The organism is Tardiphaga sp. GW821-FHT12E02 (assembly GCF_058807155.1).
On the sequence record NZ_JBXAQK010000001.1, the window covers coordinates 3,521,585 to 3,542,505 of the forward strand.

Consider the following 20,921-nt stretch of genomic DNA (forward strand, 5'->3'; position numbering starts at 1 on the left):
ATTGGAATGCCATGAGCGATCAGGTTCGGATCATCGAAGTCGGCCCGCGTGACGGTCTGCAGAACGAAAAGGCCCAGGTCAGCGTCGCGGATCGCATCGCGTTTTCCAGAGGTCTGTTCGCAGCCGGTCTACATACGATCGAGGTCGGCTCCTTTGTGTCGCCCAAGGCGGTTCCCAAGATGCAGGGCTCGGACGAGGTGTTTCGCGGCGTCAGCGATCTGCCGGGCGAATTCCATGTCTTGGTGCCCAATGAGAAGGGCTATGACGGCGCGAAGGCGGTTGGTGCGAAGGTGATCGCTGTGTTCGCCTCGGCTTCCGAAGGCTTTTCGCGCGCCAATATCAATTGCTCGGTCGCGGAATCCATCGAGCGCTTCAAGCCCGTGATCGAGCGCGCCAGGGCCGATGGCATCCGTGTGCGCGGTTACATTTCCTGTGTGCTCGGCTGTCCCTATGACGGCGAGGTCGCGCCGAAGGCTGTCGTGGACGTGGCGAAAACCCTGTCTGACCTCGGCTGCTACGAGGTGTCGCTGGGCGACACCATCGGTGTCGGCACGCCCACCAAAGCGCGCGAGTTGCTTCGTGCGGTGTCGGGCACCGTCCCGGTGGCTCAACTGGCGATGCATTTCCACGATACCTACGGCCAGGCGCTGGCCAATATCTATGCCGGCCTGGAAGAGGGGTGCCGTGTCATCGACAGTGCTGCAGGTGGCCTTGGCGGCTGCCCCTATGCGCCCGGTGCCACGGGCAATGTCGGGACTGAAGACGTGGTCTACATGCTCGAGGGCATGGGGATCACCACAGGCGTCGATATGAACAAGCTCCTGGCCGCCACTAATCACATCAGTCAGGTGATCGGCCGCCCGCCGGTAAGCCGCGTGGCATCGGCTCTGAACGCGAAAGCGCGATCGTAGCAACGGTGAACGAGAATGGGCCAGCGCCAAGCGCCAGCCCATTCTCTTGAGGTAAAATATTACTTCTTGCGAGCCTTGCGAGCTGCATATCGCGCATCGCGGGCAGCCTTCTGCTCGGCTTCCGCGGCGATACGAGCGGCTTCGGCCTCTTCCTGCTCGCGGGCGATCCGGGCAGCTTCGGCGGCGGCTTCTTCGGCTGCACGGGCCTTTTCAGCGAGCTTTTCGGCTTCGCGTGCGGCCTTCTTCTCTTCGCGGGCAGCGGCCTGGGCGGCGCGTTCGGCGATGCGGGCCTGCACGGCAGGATCATCCGCGCTTGGCGCTGCCTTGAACTTGGCCAGAATGTTCTTGCGCGCGTCCTGGGCAGCCTTCTGACGGTCAGCGAAGCTGGGTGATTTGAATCCGCTCATGAACGAGGCCTTGTCACTTTCTCTTTAGAGGTTGTTTGGGTGGGTATCCGCCGCAGGTCGGGCTGTTGCCGGACGGGCCGAAACACAGCAGCGGTTTACAGCGCGAAGCGGCGCTATGCATCAACAAATTGCGAAAATCTGCATTGCGTGACGGTACTGTGGGATAAACGCCCAAATCGCCGCCCGACACAGCCAGACATAGAGCAGACTGGTGGTTTCACAGGCTCGCCGCGCCGCTGTCTGCAATTTGCCACAACGAAGCGGCGTTATCGCGCCGGTATTTGCCCGGAGAGCCACTGGGCAGCGTGCCGCGGTGCGACACTGAACCTCAACCGCATCCCGCGCGACTGACCGGAACCTTGCCCGCCGGGACGGGTTTCCATAGCTACTGGGAGTGATGTCATGCAGGCAGCTATCGACCGCGTTCTTCGCAGCTTTTCGTTCAAGCCGTCCACCGGTTTTCACGATGATACGCAGCAAGACAACCCGCGACATGATGCTGAAGCCTTGGCTGACCGCCTGCTGGAGAATTTCAAGGGACAACTGGCGCGCAACGCAAGCCAGCGCCACTGACCCCGCCCTTGCGTCTGGGCACGCTAACGGGGCATAGCTGCGTTCCCGCAAACCAGTACGCAGGACACACTATGAGAAGCCTTCCCCGCGCTATCGCCGTTTCGGCCATTGCTCTCGGCGCGATCACGACTTCTGTCATCTCCGATGTGTCGCAATCTCCCGCCGATGCTCAAACGAAATCGGCACCAGCCGCAGGAAAAACCATGACCACAGCTTCAGGCCTCAAGATCGAAGATACCCAGGTCGGCACCGGCGCGTCGCCGAAAACCGGCCAGACCTGCGTCATGCACTATACCGGCTGGCTCTATGAAAACGGCCAGAAGACGAAGAAATTCGACTCCTCGGTCGATCGCAACGAGCCGTTCGAATTCCCGATCGGTGCCGGCCGCGTGATCAAGGGCTGGGACGAAGGCGTGGCCACCATGAAGGTCGGCGGCAAGCGTACGCTGATCATTCCGCCGGATCTCGGCTATGGCGCCCGCGGCGCCGGCGGCGTGATCCCGCCGAATGCCACGCTGGTCTTCGAGGTCGAACTGCTCGGCGTGAAGTAAGGCGTCAGGCCTGCGCGATCCGGCGCAGCAAGACGCGCGATGATTCCTCGCCGGCATAGATGTCGGCGAGGGGCGCGGCCTTCGCGATGAAGGGCGCTTTGGCGGGGTGGACAAAGGTCACGCCCATCTGCTGAACGTCAGCCCGCGCCTTCGCCTCGAAGGCCTCCCATAGCTTATTCATGTGATGATAGGAGGCGGTTGCTGCCTCCTGCAGGATGTCGCGCTGGCGCGACGTGAACGCCTTCATGCGTTCGGCACCGACGAGCAGCACGTCCGGGATCATGGTGTGTTCATCGAATGAATAGTGCGTGGCTACTTCGCCATGCCGGCCGACGATGAGTGCGACCACGCTGTTCTCGGCGCCATCGACGACACCGGACTTCAGCGCCACATAGACATTGCTCCAGGCCAGCTCGACGGCTTCCGCGCCAAATAGCTGCAAAAGCTTCGTCATAGTTTCCGACGGCTGGATGCGGATCTTCATGCCCTTGAGATCGTCGGGGTGATTGATCGGCTTGCGGCCGTAGAAACTGCGTGCCCCCGCATCGTAGTAAGTGAGGCCGACAAGACCCGCCGGCGTGGTCGTTGCGAGAATATCGCGGCCGACATCCGTACCTGTCACCCGTAGCCAATGCGCGCGATCACGCAAGGTGAAGGGAAGGTTCAGCACCTTGTATGCGGGATGGAAGCGCTCCAGCAGGCTGGCGCTGACTTTGAGGAAATCGAGCTTGCCGGCCTGCACCTGCGAGATCAAGTCGCTTTCCTGGCCGAGCTGGCCATCGGCAAACAGCGCAATATCAAGTTCGCCCTGCGATCGCTCGCGGGCAAGATCGGCAAAATGCTGCATGGCCGGGTGCACGGGGTGCGTCGCCGGCAATCCATGGGCGAGACGCAGTTTCAACGGCGCAGCCCGCAGCACCGCCGGGCAGGCGACACTCAGACCGACAGTCAAAAGAAGACGGCGCCGAGAAAGCATGGATGAATCCGCGGACTGTCAGGGAAAGGGGCGGTAGGCAGACGCAGCGCGCGAGCAACTGCGCGTGCCATGATACGTCGTATCGGCGGGCGTTTAAAGCCTCGGAGATGCCACTTTCGGTCGCTGGCTCTGGAGCAGGCCGACATAGCGGTTTTTGCCGTCCGGCGAAATCGCACCGCGGGAGACAAGGTGGTGGACGCAGTTGAGCGCGAGGTCGAACGAGCCGTAGCAATGGTGTGCGATCAGCGCGAGATGCTTGAGCTGCTCGCTATCCATCGTCTCCGCATCGATGAAGTTGCGGACATAAACGACGTCGGCCTCGACGAGCTGGTTGATCGCCGCAGCCGGATCGGGGCCAAGCATCGGCGCGATCATCTTCTTGTTGATCGCCGTGAATGCGTGCGGCACGAAGCCGAGCCCCCGCAATTCCAGATCGATGTCGCCGAATACAGGCTGGTTTTCGTAGAGGGCTACGAAGGAGACTTCAGTCTGGATGGCAACGGCCTTCGCGAGTTTGTCGCGGCCATGGCGAAATACAGAAAGCTCGCCGCCCTGGATGTCAATTTTCAGGAGATCGATGGCCGTGATCTCGGCGATATCGTCGAGCCGCCGTGTCTGTTGCGGAATCCGTTCGATGACGCGTCCGAGTTCGGTGAAATTCGGAAAATGCGTCAGTGTCTTGGCGTCAGGCCGTAACAGGCTCGCAAAGCCGATACCGCGGCAGAGATTGAGCGTATGCGTCTCACCATCCCCGACAGCAAAGGGCAGATAGGTCTCCTGCGCGCTTTTGCGTTTGGCGAGCTCTGCGATGGCGACCGGATGCGGATCGAAGCCGGTGACGCGGCAGAGTTTGTCCAGCATCATGCGCTTATAGGGCGGATCGCCATCGATGGGATTGGCACCGATATCGACGACCTCGGTCAGCCGGACAGGGCACAGCAAAGCCGACAACCCGTCATGAGCGGATTGGTGTCCGTTTTTCGCTGTTGCGGCCTGATTCATCGGCCGGACATTGAACGCGGCAGATCGCTCAAGCGCCGTGTCACGTCGTCGCGCCCCACGCCCGCGGAACGATCGGTCCGGCCATGACTTAACTCCGGATGTTCCTGAAAACCGGGAGATTTTCATGCGATTTCGACACATCATGCTGGCCGGTGCCATGGCCATGACAATTGCGGGCACGGGCATCGCACGGGCCGATCAGACGTTCAGCGGTCTTGTGACAGTGGTTGATCGGACCACGGGCGAAATCGTCGTCAAACGCGATGAAGGGGGGACGGTCGGGTCGAGCGCCGCTGCCGCCACCGAGAAATTCAAGCTCCGGGACGGGATTCCGGAATCGCTGCATGCCGGCGAGAAGGTCACCATCTCCTACACCGAAAGCGGCGGCGTAAAGACCGCGACGAAGGTGGATGAAGTGAAGAACTGATTCAAATTGGCGGCTCGGTCATTGCTGAGCCGCCATGAACAATCAGAGGCACGTGCCGGGTTGCTCTATGTCGGCGAGCCCGACCAAACAAAACCGCGAATATCTATTCTTTTGATATCGCCCGCTTGTTTTTCGCTCGAATGACCGTTTTCGAGACTGATCGATATTGGTTGCTTCACTGCAGGCATCGACCAGCGGTGCAATCATGGCTCCGGCGCGATGGCCGTCGGAGTGCGCTCGTGCCGCGAGCGATTGACCGAGGAGTGAGGAGGGCAGTACCGCCTGTCATCGTCTTGTCATCGATCCGATGGACTAGTCGCCCGGCTCGCCATAGAATCAATGATGAGCGCTGGCGACGAGATCGGGCGATCCCGGATCATACGGCACAGCGACGGCAGGTCAGGTAACGTGAATATCAGTTCGGCCGATGTGTAACAGCGAACGGTGTGACCAGGCACTTGCTACCCTATTTTTCTCGAGACGCGTGACCATGATGCGTGGTTTGCGTTCACGAGCGGCGGTAGCCATGCTGATGCCGATCATGTGCTTGGTCATGGTTTCGGCAATCTCGGCAAGCGACGATGCCGGGCACTATGCGCCGATCCAATTTCGGATTCCGAGCCAGCCGCTCGCTGCCGCGCTGCAGACCTATAGCAAGGTCACCGGCGTGCAATTGCTCTATGAAAGCGGCGCTGCCGGGGACCGTTTTTCCGTGCCGGTCGAAGGCGAGTATACGCGCGACGCTGCATTGCGTGCGCTACTGGCCGATACGGATCTGGTGATCCGCTACACGCGCTCCAATTCCATTACGCTGGTGCCTGCCTCGGCTGATCCCGATGCGCCGCCAGACGCCGTGTTCGCAGGCCAGGCGGATTTGACACTCGACACCCTTGTTGTCCGCAGGCAGCCAAGCAGCGATCCTTCGCTGTTACGTGCCTATAGCGGCGTCATTCAGTCGGACATCCAGCACGCGTTGCGGAAGGAAGCAAAAACGCGCAATGGCGCTTACAGCGCTGGCATCAAGCTGTGGATCGATAATCCGCGGACCGTGCGCAAGACCGAGTTATTCCGGTCATCCGGCGACCAGGAGCGCGATGAAACGATCGCTCGCGTACTGGATGGCATGCAGGTGAGCCAGGCGCCGCCGGCCAATGCGCCGCAGCCGGTCATGGTCATGATCACGGTACGCTAGCAATGACGGGCAGGCGCTCATCGAGGTCCTGGGACGGAGCCGACGATACAGGATCGGATCTTGATCTGTATGGGGATTCCTCGTCCGGCACGTGGCGCTGGTTTGCCGCCAGCGCTGTGCTCGTCCCGGTTCTGGTGGTCGCAGGCGTCTATTGGCTGCATCAGATGCCGATTGGTCCGACCGCGCGGCAGCGAAGTTCGACCATTCAGGTTGAACTGATTGCAAGCCCGGCGCCTGCGACGGAGTTTAAACAGGCGTCAGTGCAACCCAATCCGCCGATTGTTGATTTCCAAACCGAGGCGAAGATTTCGGAGCAAAGCGTTGCACCGGTGGAGCAGGAGATCGCTCCTCCACAGCCGCTGATACGGCCTCAACCGGCTGCTGCCCCTGTGCAGAGACCGACAGGCGGCGGGCAGCGTCAGGCCGTATCGGCGGGAGCGGCATCGCGCTTTCAGCAGCAATTGCTGACGCATATCGAGCGCTATCAGCGCGATCCTGGCGCCAGCGGGACGGTTCTCGTGCTGTTTGCCATGCGCCGCGACGGCACATTGGTTCGGCTAGATGTGAAATCGAGTTCGGGCCGCGCGTTGCTCGATCAGGAGGCGATGGAAACGATCCGGCGAGCACAACCGCTGCCACGTATCCCTGCCGATATGCCTGACGTCATCACCGTCTTGCTACCTGTGGCATTCGACGCACGTTGAATAAATCCGCGCTGTCCCGCAGAGGCTGTGGCAATTTCGTAATCAATTTGTCATGAGCGAACGGTAACACGCTGCCTGCTGAGGTAGTGACCGGTTGATGCGCGAGGACGTAACCGTTGACTGGGGTAAATCGTACAACCTTGCGGGACGTCTTGGCGGCCGACTATAGCGGCCTTTTCAGGCGCTTGACGCGCAAGCTTGGCTCGTCCGAATTGGCAGGGGACGCCCTGCAGGAGACGTTCTTGCGTGTGGAGCGGATGTCGAGCGCCCCCGCCATTAGCCGCCCGAAAGACTACTTGTTCCGTATCGCGCTGAATGTCGCGACCGACCGCCGCCGCGCGGATCAGCGCCATCTCAGCCTCGATGCGATTGATACCTTGCTCGATATTCCCGATGATGCGCCGGATGCGGCAGCCATCATGGAGGGGCGGCAGGATATCGAAGCGCTCGATCGAGCATTGGCGGAGCTGCCAGTGCGTGCGCGTCACGTCTTCACCGCCGCCGTGGTGAATAAGCTGCCCGACCATGAAATTGCGGCCGAACTGGGCGTGAGTATCAGGACGGTCGAAATTGATCTGCGTAATGCGTTGAAACACTGCGCACAGCGGCTCGACCGGACCTTGATCCGACGGACCGGTGGGCCGCGTCCGCGTTAAGGCCCGCCACTGCTATTGCCGGCGCAAATCTCGACCAATTTTTGCTATCGGTTGTTGCTGAAGCTGGCCTGAAACTATCGGGCCGCAAAAATCTGTGTCATTAAGCGACGATTCGGCTGCGGGATAGCATGGTCGCAGCCGTCTAGTACTTGAGAAAGTACTGTCATCCATTTCAATTCATCAGATCAAAAGCGCCGCGACATCGATGATCCGCATCATTTTCCAGATACGGTCTTTTATCATCCGTTCCGGATCGGCTGCTGCGTCGATGGACGTTCGCGGGTCGGCCAGGTGACTGAGGCGGGCGACGATAGTGATTTGCTCGATCGGGCGATCGACTGGGTTGCATTGTTGCGCTCGGGGCGGGCGACCACGGACGACGCCGAACAGTTGCAGCGCTGGCGCGCGATGCACCCGGCACATGAGGCCGCATTTCGGCAGGCGGCGCGCCTGTATCGCGATCTCGGCACGATGGGGGCAGAGCTTGAGCGCCGCAAGGTTCGTTCGTTTGTTCCGCGGACTGCTGTTACGCGGCGCGCCTTGATCGGCGGGGCGCTGGCCGCATCCGTTGCTGCCTATATGGTGGTGAAGCCGCCGCTGGAAATGTGGCCGTCGCTGGCGGAAATGTCGGCGGACTATCGCACGGCGAAGGGCGAGCAGCTCGATGTGGCGTTGGCCGACAATGTGTCGTTGAAGCTCAATACACTGACCAGCGTGGCAGTGCGCGGCAACGGCATCAGTCCGCGTATCGAGCTGATATCTGGCGAAGCTGCGATCACGTCGCAGCGGTCGCTGTCGGAGCCGCTGGTGGTGATTGCCGCCGATGGCCAGATCACATCCTCCGCGGGCGAAGTGAATATTCGCTGTATCGACGGCGTTGTGCTCGCGACCTGTCTGCAGGGCTCGATCACCGTAACGCGGGGCGGGCGGAGCGTTGAACTGCGGAGCGGGCAGCAGATCGCCTATTCGGCGTCGGAGCCGCTCGGTTTGCCGGCGCCTATCGCCGATTCCGCCATTCTTTCGGCGTGGCGGGAAAAGCTCTTGATCTTCAAGGACAAGCCACTTGCCACCGTGGTCAGCGAGATCAATCGCTATCGTCCCGGCAAGATCATGGTGACCAATTCCGATCTCGGCCAGCGCCTGGTCAACGGCACCTTTCATACTGACAAGCTCGACGATTTTGTCGCGCAAGTTCGCCAGCTCTATGCGGTGAAGGTGCGGGCGCTGCCCGGCGGCGTCGTTCTGCTCAGCTGATTTTTCGCATTGATATCATTCGGCAACGGCGCTCCTCATGGGGCGCGGTGCGACGTGCTCTTTGCGTTGTCGCCAGCTCGACAGCCGTGCGATTCGGACAACACGATTTTCTTAATTTTTCTTCTGCGGGTTGATGGTTGCCCAAACGTCTTCAAGACGTAGGGACCTGATTGCGAGCACGCGGCTCGCTCTCGGTGTGCCCTCTGATGGGCTTGGTGCATGCTTCTTTATCTTCGAGACGATGTCGGCGCGACTCTGCCGAAGTGGCGGTTTTTGCAATCTTCGGCGCCGGCAGTCCTGATGCTCGCAAGCATCGGCGCTTTCATGGGCGCTTCCCAGTCGGCCTTTGCGGCGCCGAGCCAGCAGGCGGAAGCCAAATCTTCTGGTGCCAAATCGTCTGATACAAAGTCTTCGGATGCGAAGGCTGCCAGCAACAAGCCGGCAACCGATGCTCCGCCGGCTGCGCCGTTGCAACGCTTCGATATCGACGACTTCGCCGTGCAGGGCGCCGATAAGCTGCCGCAGATCGATGTCGAGGAGGCGATCTATCCACTCCTTGGGCCCAATCGCACGGCGGATGACGTCGAGAAGGCGCGTGCAGCGCTTGAAAAAGCCTATCACGATAAGGGGTTTCAGACCGTCAGCGTTGCGGTTCCGCAGCAGAACGCGCTCACCGGCCGCGTGATCCTCAAGGTCACCGAAATGAAGGTCGGCCAGTTGCGCGTGAAGAATTCGCGCTACTTCGATCTCGACAAGGTGAAGGACAGGGCGCCGTCATTGAAGCCAGGCACTGTGCCGGACTTCAATGCGGTGACGAAGGACATCGTCGGCCTCAACCAGTGGCCGGATCGTCGCGTGACGCCGGCTCTGCGCGCGGGCGTGACGCCGGGCACCGTCGATGTCGATTTGAATGTCGAAGACAAGGCGCCGTTCCATGGCAGCCTCGAACTCAACAACCGTCGTTCACCGAATACAACGGGCTCGCGTCTGATCGGCACTGCGCGTTACGACAATCTGTGGCAGCTCGGTCATTCCTTCAGCTTCACCTATCAGGTGGCGCCGGAGAATCCGAACGATGCCGAGGTCTTCTCGGGATCGTATCTCGCACGCTTCGAGAATATCGACTGGTTGACCGCGCTGGTCTACGGCGTGAAATCGAGCAGCGATGTCGCGACCGTCGGCGGCATGAATGTCGTCGGTCCCGGCGAGATCATCGGCGCGCGTGCCGTCATGACGCTGCCGGCCCGCGAAAACTTCTTCCATACCCTGTCGGCAGGCATGGACTACAAACATTTCGATCAGACTATGCGCGATCTGAGCGGCAATGGCTTTGGCACGCCGATCACCTATTTCCCTGCCGTTGCCAGCTATGGCGCCACGTTGCAGGGCGAGAAGTCGCTGACGCAGCTCAACGCCTCGATCACAGCCGCCATGCGGCCGGCGGGCGACGACTGGCGTGCCTTCGACAACAAGCGCGCCTGGGCATCAGGCAGCTTCACGCATCTGAATGTCGATCTCGCCCATACGCACGAATTGCCGGAAGGATTCCAGTTCTGGACCAAGGTCGCGGCGCAGGTCTCTGACGGCCCGCAGGTGTCGAGCGAACAGTTCAGCATCGGCGGCATGGATACGGTCCGCGGTTATCTCGAATCCGAAGTGCTCGGCGATGACGGCATCGTCGGCAATGTCGAAATCCGCTCTCCCGATGTCGGCTCGATGCTGCAGAAGGAGATGAAGGACGAGACCGGGCAGGGTACGCCGCGCTTCACCACCTTCAACGAATGGCGCTTCTTCGGCTTCGCCGATGCCGGTCATGTTCGCGTGCAGCGGCCGCTGCCCGAGCAGCAAACGACTTTCGATGTCTGGAGCTACGGCGCAGGCACCCGCTTCAAGGTCTTCGAAGGCGTCAATGGTGTGATCGCCTATTCGGTGCCGATGATCAGCCAAGCTTACACGCATGCCAATACTGGGCGCGTGAGTTTCCGTATCTGGGGTGAATTCTGATGACGATGGGGAGCGGTCACATGACCAAGGGCGTCTCTAGCCTGCGCCAGCAAATGAGGAATGCGGCTGCGGGCCTCGCGCTCGGCTTTGCCGCGGCGATGGTGCTGTTCCCGTCCACGGCGAATGCGTGGTGGAACGACGAATGGCAGCTGCGCAAGAAGATCAATCTTGATACCAGCGCCACCGGCGCCAGCATCAATGACCCGATCGGCAGCGTTCCGGTGCTGGTGCGCCTGCATTCCGGAAATTTCCGCTTCAGCCTCGCCAAGGATGACGGCAGCGATCTGCGTTTCGTGGCGACCGACGACAAGACGCCGCTGAAGCACCACATCGAGAAATGGGACTCGCTGCTCGGTGAGGCTCTGGTCTGGGTTTCGGTGCCGAATGTGGGGCCGGGTGCGAAGTCGGATTTCTGGATCTATTACGGCAACAAGAAAGCCGCGGCGACCAACGACGCCAAGGGCACCTATGATGCCGACACCGCGCTCGTCTATCACTTCAACGAGCGCGGCACGCCGGCAACCGACTCGTCGGTCTGGGCCAATAACGCGCAGAGCGTTGGCCAGCCCGCTGACGGTTCGCTGATCGGCACCGGCCTGCGTCTGGACGGCCGCAATATCGTAACACTTCCGGCCTCGCCGTCGCTCGGCATGGCCGATGGTGCGCCCTTCACGCTCTCGACCTGGATCAAGCCGGCTGCAGTTCAGCCGAATTCGGTTCTCTATAGCCGCCGTGATGGCGGCAACGGTGTGGTGGTCGGTCTCGACAATGGCGTTCCCTTCGTCGAAATGAGCAACGCTGCCGGCACCCAGCGCACGGGCGCCGGCGCTCCGATCGCAGCCAATACTTGGCATCATCTGGCGGTCGTTGCCGCCAGCGGTACGGTCACCGTCTATCTCGACGGTGCCTCCTACGCAGTGCTCAATGCGTCCCTCCCGGCCCTGACGGGTATTGCGCGGCTCGGCGGCGATGCCCCGCTGCCGGCCGCGGCGCCGGCGGTCCCCGCGGCGGATCCCGCAGCAACAGCGGCCAATGGCTCGACACCTGCTGTAGAAGCACCTGCAGCAGCACCTGTCGCTGCAGCGATGGCTGGCTTCGTCGGCGACATCGACGAATTGCAGATCTCGAAGATCGCGCGTTCGCCGGGCTTCATCAAATTCGCGTCGATCGAGCAGGGCACCGACCCCGCCAAGCTGCTGTCATTCAGCGGCGATGAAGAGACCGCCAGTTGGATGACGGGCCACTTCGCCATCATCCTGAAGGCCGTCACCATCGACGGCTGGATCGTGATCGGCTTGCTGATGATCATGGCTGTCTTGAGCTGGATCGTGACCTGGGACCGCGTCAGCTACATGAAGCGCCAGGCCAACGCCAACGATCGCTTCATGAAGAGCTTCCGCAAGCTCGCCGACAACCTCACCGCGCTCGATCGTGGCGAAGCCGATGAAAATGCGGCCGTCCTCGGCAGCAAGCTCGGCGATGAGGAAGCACAGATGGTCCGTGCATCGTCGTTGTACCGCATCTACCACGTCGGCGCGGAGCAGATCAGCAACCGCTTCGCCAATAGCGATCTGATCCGCCTGAACGGTGCCTCGATCTCGGCGATCCGTGCAGCGCTCGACAGCATCTTCGTCAAGGAGACGCAACGCCTCAACAAGATGATGGTGGTGCTGACGATCTCGATCTCGGGCGGTCCGTTCCTCGGCCTTCTCGGTACCGTGGTCGGCGTCATGATCACCTTCGCGGCGATCGCTGAAAGCGGTGACGTCAATGTCAACGCGATCGCACCGGGCATCGCGGCGGCGCTCGTCGCCACCATCGCCGGCCTGTTCGTCGCGATCCCCGCGCTGTTCGCCTACAACTATCTGGTGACACGCATCGGCGAGCTGACCTCGGACATGCAGGTCTTCATCGACGAATTCGTGACCAAGATGGCCGAGTTCTACGCGAGCGAGCCGATCGCCGATCACCGCCAGGCTGCTGAGTAACAACGATGCAGCTCCAGGCCAAGAACAAACCGTATGACGATATCAACATCACGCCGATGCTCGATCTCGCTTACGTGCTGCTCATCATCTTCATCGTGATGACGACGGCGACGGTGCAGGGGCAGAAGGTCAATCTGCCCAAGGCATCTGCTGCTCCGAGCCTCGCGACGCCGACCACCAAGGCGATCACGGTGTCCAACGAGGGCAAGATCTTCCTCGACACCATTCCGGTGACGCTGCCCGAACTGGAGCAGCGTCTGATCCAGCAGAAAGCACTGACGCCGGAATTCCCCGTGGTTCTGCGCGGTGACGCGCAGACCCAATACCAAAGCGTCATGGATGTCCTCGATCTGCTCGGCCGCATCGGTCTGTCGCAGGTCGGACTCGCCACCAAGCCTCTCGTGAAGTAACGCCGTGATCCAGACCGCCAGCCATATCGATGACCACACCAAGGGCGCATTCGCGACCCTCTGGGCATGGCTGCGTCGCGGTGCGTCCGCTGCCACCGTCGCGCCGGTGCAGCCGGACACCGCTGCGCGCGCGCCGGCTGGCATCGATCTCGTCCAGGAGCCGGGTATCGTTCTGCCATTCCCGCTGCGTGGCGAAGCGCTGCTGGTTCGGCTCACGGAGCTGCTGCGCCGCCGGGTGGCGGAGTTGGTGCCGCAATGCCAGCGCCTGTCGCTCACGCTGTCGCATCACCCTGCATTGCGCCTGTCGATCGACGAAAGCGCTTTCATCGAATTCGACGCATCGAGCGCCGAATTCAATCTGGTGATCGAAGCGGCAAGCGGCACGCGGATGATCATCCAGACAACGGATTTCGATGCAGTGGTGAAATTCGTTCTGCAATACGTCGTCGAGAAGCTCTCCGACGACGCCGTGCTGGAGGCCGCATCGTGAAGAAGCCATCAGAGAAACTCACGGGCACCGAGGCCACCGGAAATCGCGGCGTCTATCTGCGCTATGGCGCAGTGGTCGGGGTGATCACGCTGCTCTTTGTCGGCGGTTGGATCTTCCTCATGAGCGGCAGCGACATGCCCGCGCCAAAGCAGGTGCGCGAGCTGACAGTCGTCAACATCATTCCGCCGCCTCCGCCACCGCCGCCCGAACAAAAAATGATCGAGCAGACCAAGGTGACGGAAGAGCCGAAGATGGTCGAACAAGAGCGGGTCGAGGAAAAGCCGGTCGAGAAGCCGGCAGACGATCCAGTCAAGGACGCGAAGAGCGAGGAGCCTCCGGGTCCTCTGGCGCTCGATGCGCCGGCGACCGGGCCAGGCGATGCGTTCAATCTCGGCAGCAAGGTCGGTGGCAGCCCCTATGGCGGTCGCGGCGGCGGTGGCAGCCGTTGGGGCTGGTACGCCTCGATCGTGCAGACGCAGATCGAAGCGGCGATCCGCGCCAATGAGCGCACCAAGAATGCGGTGATGCAGCTGCAGTTTCGCATCTGGGCCGACAATACCGGCCGCATCAGCCGCGTCGAACTCGTGAATTCCAGCGGCAGCGCCGAAATCGATGCCGCCATTCGCAACGACGTCATCGGCCGTCTGACGCTGCGGGAGCCGCCGCCGAACGATATGCCGATGCCCATCAATGTCCGGGCGACCGGACGCAAAGCAACTTAATTCGCGGGGCCGGGGGACGGCCAAGCAAACATCGCTTCGACTAGCAGGGGACTTGAACCAATGTTCGACAGAAAGACCGATACCGCCCGGCGCGTACTGCCGCTCGCAGTATCGATGTGCGCGCTCACCCTCGCCGTGCCGGCTATGGCACAGGATGGTGCAGCCCGCGCCAAGCGCCCCAGCGTATCGCGTGAGAAACCGGTTGCGCCGAACTCGACGACCAGCCTGGTCAACTTGCTGATCAAGCAGGGCGTGATCACCGAAGAGCAGGGCACCGCGCTGATCAAGCAAGCCGAGGACGAATCCTATGTGCAGCGTGAAGCTGCCAAGGGTGCCTCGGCCCGTGCGGAAGAAGCCGCAAAGGCCGCGAGTGCTGCGGCTGCGGCGGCATCGCCTCCGGGTACCAAGCATGTGACTTACGTGCCGGAAATCGTGAAGCGTCAACTGCGCGAGGATATCAAGCGCGAAGTGATGGCCAAGGCCGAGAAGGAAAACTGGGCGTCGCCGGGCAAGTATCCGGAATGGGCACAACGTATCCGCTTCAGCGGCGATATGCGCGCGCGCTATGAAGGTCAATTCTTCCCGACTGGGAACGATCCGCGTCTGGTCAATTTCAACTCGATCAATACGGGCAATCCGTATGATCTCTCGGAGGCGAACCCGTATTTCGCGCCGACCTTGAACACCAGCGAGAACCGTGATCGCGCCCGTTTTCGCCTCCGCGTCGGTGCCGATATCGATGTTTCGGATAATGTCCTTGCCGGCTTCCGCTTTGCCAGTGGCGACAGCAACTCGCCAGTGACGCTCAATCAGACCATGGGCGGTAACGGCGGCAATTTCTCGAAATACGCGCTGTGGATTGATCGCGCCTATCTGCGTTACCAGCCGTCGCAAGATTTCAGCTTCTCGGTCGGCCGCTTCGACAATCCGTTCTGGTCGCCGACCGATCTCGTCTGGTACCGCGACCTCGGATTCGACGGCTTTGCTGCTCAGCTCAAGCACGAAGTGTCGCCGGGCATCACGCCCTTCATCGTCGCTGGCGCATTCCCGACATATAACAGCGATCTCAACTTCGGCTACAATATCGATCAGAACCTGATCAAAGACGGTCTGCCCGGTAAGTATGCCAGCAACGACAAGTGGATGTACGGCGTGCAGGCTGGCGTTGGTGTGAAGTTCGACCCGCAGTCCAGCTTCCGCTTTGGGGTTGCTTATTACGATTTCACCAACACGCAGGGTCGCGCGTCAACGCCTTGCTATGTATTCGGAACCGCGGATGTCTGCGACACCGACGTGACCCGGCCGTCCTTTGCGCAGAAGGGAAACACCTACTACACCCTCCGCAATATCGCCGCGGATCCGGCCCTGGGGGCGGGCACAATCCAGCCGGCTTATCAGTATTTCGGTCTGGCCAGCCAGTTCCGGCCGGTCGTGGTCAGCGGTCAGGTTGATCTCGGCGATTTCCATCCGGTCCATATCGTCATTGACAGCGAATACGTCAACAACACCGCCTTCAACCGTGATGCCATGCTGGGTCTTGATCGCTATAACGCTTACGCAGCGCGTACGATCGCGAACAACACGTCTCCCACATCGGACAGCACGGTCGGCCCCTTCAATGGCGGAAACCAGGGCTGGATGACGCGCGTGACCGTCGGTCATAAGCAAGTCAGAACTCTGTGGGATTGGAATGTCCATGTTGGCTACAAGTATCTCGAATCCGACGCGATGATCGACGCCTTCGTCGACAGCGACTTCGGTCTCGGCGGTACCAACCTCAAGGGCTATTTCATCGGTGGTAATCTCGGTCTCTCCGACAATGTCTGGGCAACGCTCCGCTACATGAGCGCCAACAACATCGCCGGTGGACCGTATTCGGTTGACATCGTCCAATTCGACCTGAACGCGAAGTTCTGATCATGCGCATGAAAATCCTGACATTTGTTGCGATCGTCGCGTCGATGGCCAGTGTTGAGGCTCGCGCGCAATCGGAAACCGACAAGCTGCGCGACGCCGTGCGCAGCCTGACCGCCCAGACGCGCTCGCTGGAAGACCAGCGTGCGTCGCTTCAGGGCAAGGTCGCCGAGGCCGAGCGTGAGAAGGCAGCTCTGACTGGGCAAATTGCAACCGCAAAGGCGCAGACCAAGGAAGCCGAGAAGATGCACCGCGAGGCGGTGGATGAGTTCAACCAGCGTCTGGAAGATCGCAACCAGACGCTGGAGAAGTGGAAGGCGGCCTATGAAGAAGCCGCAACCGTGGCACGCGCCAAGGACGCGGAACGTGCCAGGTTCGAAGGAGAGGCGACGGCCTACAAGGCTAGCACCAAGAGTTGCGTCGCGAAGAACGGCCAGCTGATGAAGGTCGGGCGCGAGCTGCTGCGTCGGTATGAAGGCGTGTCCTTCGGCGACATTGCGGTTATCAACGAACCTTTGACCGGTGTTCGTCGTGTCGAGGTCCAGAACATCCTGCAGGACTACGAAGACAAACTGCTCGAGCAGAAGGTTATTCAATAATGCGTTTGCGTCCGTCTCTATCATTCGCTACGGCGACCGGCCTTGCCGTCGCTTCGGCGCTCACGCTTTCGCCGGCTCTCGCACAGACCGCCGTCCAACCCGGACAGCCGCGCGTCGCGCAGGCGCCAGCACCCAAGCAACCGGCTCGTCCTGCCGCTGCTCCAGCCGCGCCCGCGGCCGCTGCCCCGACTGCGTCGAATGCCGTTGCTCCCGCCAAGGCCGCCAGCGAAGTCGTGGCGCGTGTCGGCAACAACGACGTGACTGCCGAAGATATGCGCACCTTCATCGCGACCCTTGGCCCGCGCGAACAAGCCGCATTGGCGCAGGATCCGGCACTGCTCAGCCAGGCGGTACGCGTCATGCTGTCGAACCGACTGGTGATGCAGGAACTCGCCGCCAGGAAGTGGGACAAGCAGCCAGAGATCGAAGCACAGCTCGACAAGGTGCGCGAAAGCGCGCTGGTCGAGCTTTATTTGCAGTCGGTTTCCAATCCGCCGACGAACTTCCCGAGCGAAGACGATCTGCAGAAGGTCTATGAAGCCAACCGGGCTTCGTTCCTGGTGCCGAGGCAATATCAGATCGGTCAGATTTACATCGCCGTGCCGAAGGACGCCGACAAGGCTACGGCGGATGCCGCCAAGAAGAAGGTCGCTGAGGTGCAGCAGAAGCTGAAAGCATCGGGCGCGGATTTCGCGGCCATCGCCCGTGCCGATAGCGCAGCCAAGGAGAGCGCGGAGCGCGGAGGCGATCTCGGCCTGCTACCGGAAGATCAGATCCGCCCGGAAATCCGCAACCAGATCACGGGCCTTGCCAAGGGTGCCGTGTCCGAGCCGATCACGCTGGACGACGGCGTTCACTTCATTCGTCTGATCGACACGAAAGTGCCGTATACGCGCACCCTGCCGGAAGTTCGCGATGCGCTGATCCGCCAGATCCGTCAGCAGCGCGCAACCCAGTTGCGGCAGAACTATCTCGCTGAATTGCTGAAGCAGCAACCGCCGATCATCAACGAGCTGGCACTCGCCAAGCTCCTCGACGGCAAGAAGAACTAGGGAGTATCAGTATGTCCGACACTAATCTCGCCAGCCTGACGCTGGAATCACTGCGCGACCTGATGCAGAACTCAGGATACCGGGTCGAGCTCGTTAACGACACTGCAGCCAATGTTTCGCTGCTCCGCTCATCGACCGCAGGCTTCGCGTTCGATATCCGTCCCGGCAATCGTCTTGCTGCTGACGACAAGAGCTTCGTCGATTTCACCTTCAGCGCTTGGCTGAATGTCGAAGGCGAACTGCCGCTCGACATCGTCAATCGCTGGAACGCGCTGCGCCGCTTCGGCCGGCTGCAGTTGGTGCCGGGCTTCCTCGCGATGACCATGGACGTCTCGCTGATCGGTGGCGTCGCGCCGAACTATGTGCGTGCGCAGGTCGAGATCTGGGATCACCTGGTGCAGGCGCTTGTGCCTTATCTGCGTGAGGAGTTGCAGAAGATCGCGTCGGATAAGTCTACCGATGTCGCTCCGGTGGCACCGGCCGATGTGCCTGCTGAAGCCAAGGTGGCTTGATAGGTCCGCATCGATGACAGCAAGCCGCCTTTTATCGAGTATTGGTCGTGGCGCGCGGGGGGCGCGTATCACGCTGATGCTCGCCGCCGGCTTGCTGTCAGTGCCGGTCGTCACTGTCTATGCGGAGACGGCCGGCGGAATGCGCGTGGCCTCGGTTGAGACCGAGGTCGCGCAGTCCCAGGCAGATGCCATCAAGCCTGACACCGCAAAGTTGGCAACGGAACGTGCCGCGGCGCCGCCAGATTCGCCAATGGTGTCATCGATACCCATTCATGCTGCCAATCCGCGCGCCCTCTATCGCGCGCTGATTGAGCGCGAAGTGCGCCATACGAGTCTGCCGGCCGATGTCGCCGAAGCTGTCATGGGCGTGGAGAGCGGCTACAATCCGGCGGTGATCGGTGCCGATGGCGAGATCGGCCTCATGCAGGTGATGCCGCCGACGGCGCGCATGCTCGGCTTTACCGGATCGATGGCGGATTTCGCCGCGCCGGAAGTCAATGTCAAATACGGCGTGATGTATCTCGCGCAGGCCTGGGCGAAAGCCGGTGGCGACCTCTGTACGGCGCTCATGAAATATCGTGCCGGTCACGGTGAGACGCGGTTCTCGCAGCTATCGGTCGATTACTGCATCAGGGCGCGCGCGCGCCTTGCGGCCAAAGGCTATCCGCTGACCGGCACTGTCCCTGTCCCAACTTTCGGCTTTCGTCCCGGGGACGGGGGCAGTGCGCTGGCGATGGCGAGCTGTCGCAAACGTTGCCTGACGCTTGGCGGGAGTGGCCGTGTCGATTTCGCCGCTTTGAACAATCGCCTTGCCCAGGTCGCCATTCAGGTCAACACATCCCGGACGCCAGGAAAGTAGCACGACATGATCGCCCGGCTTTCCGCGCTGTTGTTGATGGTCGTGGCGATGCCTGCCTTTGCGCAGGAGCCGTATCCCCTGGCGGTCGAGCCGAAGTCCGAACTGATCATCGGCGGTCAGCCCGCGCCGATGCGCACCTTTGAGCGCTGCGTGGATGTCGAGATCGGGGGGGCACGCAGCTATGGCTGTCTCAACGAGCACCTGCGACGGGACGTCGATAAGGTCGCTCCGAGCCTGAATCTGCCGCCGATCGATGCGCGCTCTTCAGACACAAGGATAGGCGTCGTCAACATTCCGGCCGTTCAACAGCAGTATGGCTCAAATTTCGGGCGCTCCGTGGTGCCGTTCCGGATGCCGCAGCCGACCTTCAACGGCAATCCGCGGCGGTAGGTTCTGATACATGCCTCTCATGGTTCATCCAACGCACTCCGTGTTGCCAAACGGGCTGGAGCCTGACGCTATGCCAAGGCTCTATCAACGGCGTTACCTCTGCGCGCTCACGACAGTGATCGGAGTCGTCTCTGCCGTACCGCCGGCATGGTCGCAATTCCTCTTGCCGGCGCAGAACGATCTGCCGTCATTGGCGCCGCCCAAACCGTTGATGCGTGCTGATTTGCCGCCAGTCGAGCGCGCCGGCACTGGATTCTTCGTGGACGATCTCGGTCACGTCCTGACCGCGCGGCACGTCGTGCAGAGCTGCGGCCGCATCGTGGTGCAGAAAGAGGGGCGCAGCACGACAGCGCGATTGATCGCGCTATCGACGCCATATGATCTTGCTTTGTTGAAGACGCCGACAACACGCGGGATTGCGGCGGTATTTCCGCGGACGGCCCCGTCGTCGGTCAATTCGATGGTGTTCGCCGCCGACTATACGACCCTGCCGACCATGGTGACCCGGGGCGGCACGCTGGCCAATGCATCGGTCGGCAAGACATCCGGCAGCGATGAGGCCGGCCATATCGCGATCACCTCCACCGTGACGTTCGGTGCCAGCGGCGCTCCGGTGCTGGACTCCCGAGGTCTCGTCGAAGGTGTCATCAGCCGCAAGACCAATGTCAACCGCGTGCTCGCGGTCAGTGCTGCCAGCGCCAAGTCCTTTCTCGCATCAAGCAACATTCGGCTACAGGAAGACGATCGCCCGCAACTCAGCGGTGCCGCATCGCGGGCTCACCGCGCAGCAAGCATTTCCGCCCGTGTCGTCTGTCTGAATTGAAGGAGTTGTCGTCATGCAACGATCGAATGGGTCATCGGCCGCCGTTGAAAGACCGAGCAGACTCCGTAGGCTGCTTACATCGCTGGGTGTGATCTCCCTCGCAGCGACGCCAGTCGCCACGCAGGGCCTCGATTATCGCAGTGCGGACGCGGTGCCACCATCCTGGGGCCAATTCTCCAAACTGGTGAAATATCGCTTCGAAGAATGGATGAGCGCCGACGAGGCAATCGCCAATCGCTTTCGCGCGTGGCTGAAGGAAAGCGCTGGGACCGCCAATGGTGCCCTGTCCTCGATCGTCGTGAAGGCTTGGCTCAATCCAGATGGCAGCGTCGAGAAGGTGTCGTTCGCGCCATTCAAGGATGAGCGGGCCAATAGCGATCTGCGCTCGGTGCTGACCCGAGGCAATGTCGGCGAGGCGCCGCCGCCGGAGATGCTGCAACCCATCAATCTGCGGTTCTCGCTCGGCGTGTCCAGAGAGTAGATGTCGGCTTGTTTGATGCGGCGT

The 20,921-nt window shown here is 61.3% G+C and carries 24 protein-coding genes; 21 read left to right on the forward strand and 3 right to left on the reverse strand.

The features are described 5' to 3' along the window. Positions 1–11: 11 nt before the first annotated feature. Positions 12–911 carry a hydroxymethylglutaryl-CoA lyase gene (locus AC1RQ5_RS16755; protein ID WP_493200412.1) on the forward strand — a complete coding sequence of 300 codons (900 nt, stop codon included), beginning with the start codon at positions 12–14 and terminating at the stop codon, positions 909–911. 59 nt (positions 912–970) lie between these two features. Here AC1RQ5_RS16755 and AC1RQ5_RS16760 read toward each other — a convergent pair whose 3' ends face one another. Further along, positions 971–1,318, reverse strand: coding sequence for a DUF6481 family protein (locus AC1RQ5_RS16760; protein WP_398479487.1), 348 nt, complete (start codon positions 1,316–1,318; stop codon positions 971–973). Between the two features lie 402 nt (positions 1,319–1,720). On the opposite strand from AC1RQ5_RS16760, the gene AC1RQ5_RS16765 reads away from it, so the two are divergent. Then, positions 1,721–1,891 (forward strand): hypothetical protein, encoded by a 171-nt coding sequence (locus tag AC1RQ5_RS16765; RefSeq protein WP_493200414.1) that lies wholly within the window; start codon positions 1,721–1,723, stop codon positions 1,889–1,891. Between the two features lie 71 nt (positions 1,892–1,962). Further along, positions 1,963–2,442, forward strand: a complete 480-nt coding sequence (locus tag AC1RQ5_RS16770; protein ID WP_493200416.1) for an FKBP-type peptidyl-prolyl cis-trans isomerase — start codon at positions 1,963–1,965, stop codon at positions 2,440–2,442. Positions 2,443–2,446: 4 nt separating this feature from the next. Here AC1RQ5_RS16770 and AC1RQ5_RS16775 read toward each other — a convergent pair whose 3' ends face one another. Then, positions 2,447–3,418 carry a TRAP transporter substrate-binding protein gene (locus AC1RQ5_RS16775; protein WP_493200418.1) on the reverse strand — a complete coding sequence of 324 codons (972 nt, stop codon included), beginning with the start codon at positions 3,416–3,418 and terminating at the stop codon, positions 2,447–2,449. Positions 3,419–3,511: 93 nt separating this feature from the next. Continuing rightward, a complete protein-coding gene (locus AC1RQ5_RS16780) occupies positions 3,512–4,360 on the reverse strand; it encodes an FkbM family methyltransferase (RefSeq protein ID WP_493200420.1) in 849 nt (282 codons plus the stop codon). Positions 4,361–4,562: 202 nt separating this feature from the next. On the opposite strand from AC1RQ5_RS16780, the gene AC1RQ5_RS16785 reads away from it, so the two are divergent. The 18 genes from AC1RQ5_RS16785 to AC1RQ5_RS16870 all read left to right on the forward strand — a co-directional run bounded on the left by AC1RQ5_RS16785 (position 4,563) and on the right by AC1RQ5_RS16870 (position 20,897). Then, positions 4,563–4,847: a hypothetical protein gene (locus AC1RQ5_RS16785; RefSeq protein WP_398479495.1), complete on the forward strand. Its 285-nt coding sequence runs from the start codon at positions 4,563–4,565 to the stop codon at positions 4,845–4,847. A gap of 526 nt (positions 4,848–5,373) precedes the next feature. Beyond that, entirely contained in the window at positions 5,374–6,039 is a 666-nt protein-coding gene (locus AC1RQ5_RS16790) for an STN domain-containing protein (protein ID WP_493200422.1), read from the forward strand. 2 nt (positions 6,040–6,041) lie between these two features. Then, a complete protein-coding gene (locus AC1RQ5_RS16795) occupies positions 6,042–6,743 on the forward strand; it encodes an energy transducer TonB family protein (RefSeq protein WP_398479499.1) in 702 nt (233 codons plus the stop codon). Positions 6,744–6,895: 152 nt separating this feature from the next. Beyond that, positions 6,896–7,399, forward strand: a complete 504-nt coding sequence (locus tag AC1RQ5_RS16800) for an RNA polymerase sigma factor (protein WP_398479501.1) — start codon at positions 6,896–6,898, stop codon at positions 7,397–7,399. A 291-nt stretch (positions 7,400–7,690) separates the two neighbouring features. Further along, the gene (locus tag AC1RQ5_RS16805; RefSeq protein WP_493200424.1) at positions 7,691–8,653 is read left to right on the forward strand and encodes a FecR family protein; all 963 of its coding nucleotides are present in this window, start codon (positions 7,691–7,693) and stop codon (positions 8,651–8,653) included. Positions 8,654–8,953: 300 nt separating this feature from the next. Further along, complete coding sequence (locus AC1RQ5_RS16810; RefSeq protein ID WP_493200426.1) at positions 8,954–10,657, forward strand: ShlB/FhaC/HecB family hemolysin secretion/activation protein; 1,704 nt, start codon at positions 8,954–8,956, stop codon at positions 10,655–10,657. A gap of 20 nt (positions 10,658–10,677) precedes the next feature. Beyond that, positions 10,678–12,645, forward strand: a complete 1,968-nt coding sequence (locus AC1RQ5_RS16815; protein WP_493200427.1) for a DUF2341 domain-containing protein — start codon at positions 10,678–10,680, stop codon at positions 12,643–12,645. Positions 12,646–12,650: 5 nt separating this feature from the next. Continuing rightward, on the forward strand, positions 12,651–13,055 hold the full coding sequence (locus AC1RQ5_RS16820) for an ExbD/TolR family protein (RefSeq protein WP_398479509.1): 405 nt from the start codon (positions 12,651–12,653) through the stop codon (positions 13,053–13,055). Positions 13,056–13,059: 4 nt separating this feature from the next. After that, the gene (locus AC1RQ5_RS16825) at positions 13,060–13,545 is read left to right on the forward strand and encodes a hypothetical protein (RefSeq protein WP_493200428.1); all 486 of its coding nucleotides are present in this window, start codon (positions 13,060–13,062) and stop codon (positions 13,543–13,545) included. Then, complete coding sequence (locus AC1RQ5_RS16830) at positions 13,542–14,267, forward strand: TonB C-terminal domain-containing protein (RefSeq protein WP_493200429.1); 726 nt, start codon at positions 13,542–13,544, stop codon at positions 14,265–14,267. The genes AC1RQ5_RS16825 and AC1RQ5_RS16830 overlap by 4 nt, the downstream gene beginning before the upstream one ends. Positions 14,268–14,327: 60 nt before the next feature. After that, on the forward strand, positions 14,328–16,184 hold the full coding sequence (locus AC1RQ5_RS16835; RefSeq protein WP_493200431.1) for a putative porin: 1,857 nt from the start codon (positions 14,328–14,330) through the stop codon (positions 16,182–16,184). 2 nt (positions 16,185–16,186) lie between these two features. Next, positions 16,187–16,780, forward strand: a complete 594-nt coding sequence (locus tag AC1RQ5_RS16840; RefSeq protein ID WP_493200433.1) for a hypothetical protein — start codon at positions 16,187–16,189, stop codon at positions 16,778–16,780. Next, entirely contained in the window at positions 16,780–17,832 is a 1,053-nt protein-coding gene (locus tag AC1RQ5_RS16845) for a peptidylprolyl isomerase (RefSeq protein ID WP_493200434.1), read from the forward strand. The genes AC1RQ5_RS16840 and AC1RQ5_RS16845 overlap by 1 nt, the downstream gene beginning before the upstream one ends. Positions 17,833–17,843: 11 nt before the next feature. Next, a complete protein-coding gene (locus AC1RQ5_RS16850; RefSeq protein WP_493200436.1) occupies positions 17,844–18,344 on the forward strand; it encodes a YbjN domain-containing protein in 501 nt (166 codons plus the stop codon). Positions 18,345–18,357: 13 nt separating this feature from the next. After that, positions 18,358–19,203: a lytic transglycosylase domain-containing protein gene (locus AC1RQ5_RS16855; RefSeq protein ID WP_493200438.1), complete on the forward strand. Its 846-nt coding sequence runs from the start codon at positions 18,358–18,360 to the stop codon at positions 19,201–19,203. Positions 19,204–19,209: 6 nt separating this feature from the next. Beyond that, complete coding sequence (locus AC1RQ5_RS16860) at positions 19,210–19,593, forward strand: hypothetical protein (protein WP_493200440.1); 384 nt, start codon at positions 19,210–19,212, stop codon at positions 19,591–19,593. A gap of 70 nt (positions 19,594–19,663) precedes the next feature. Further along, entirely contained in the window at positions 19,664–20,416 is a 753-nt protein-coding gene (locus AC1RQ5_RS16865; RefSeq protein ID WP_493200441.1) for a S1 family peptidase, read from the forward strand. Positions 20,417–20,504: 88 nt separating this feature from the next. Beyond that, complete coding sequence (locus AC1RQ5_RS16870; RefSeq protein ID WP_493200443.1) at positions 20,505–20,897, forward strand: hypothetical protein; 393 nt, start codon at positions 20,505–20,507, stop codon at positions 20,895–20,897. Positions 20,898–20,921 lie beyond the last annotated feature (24 nt).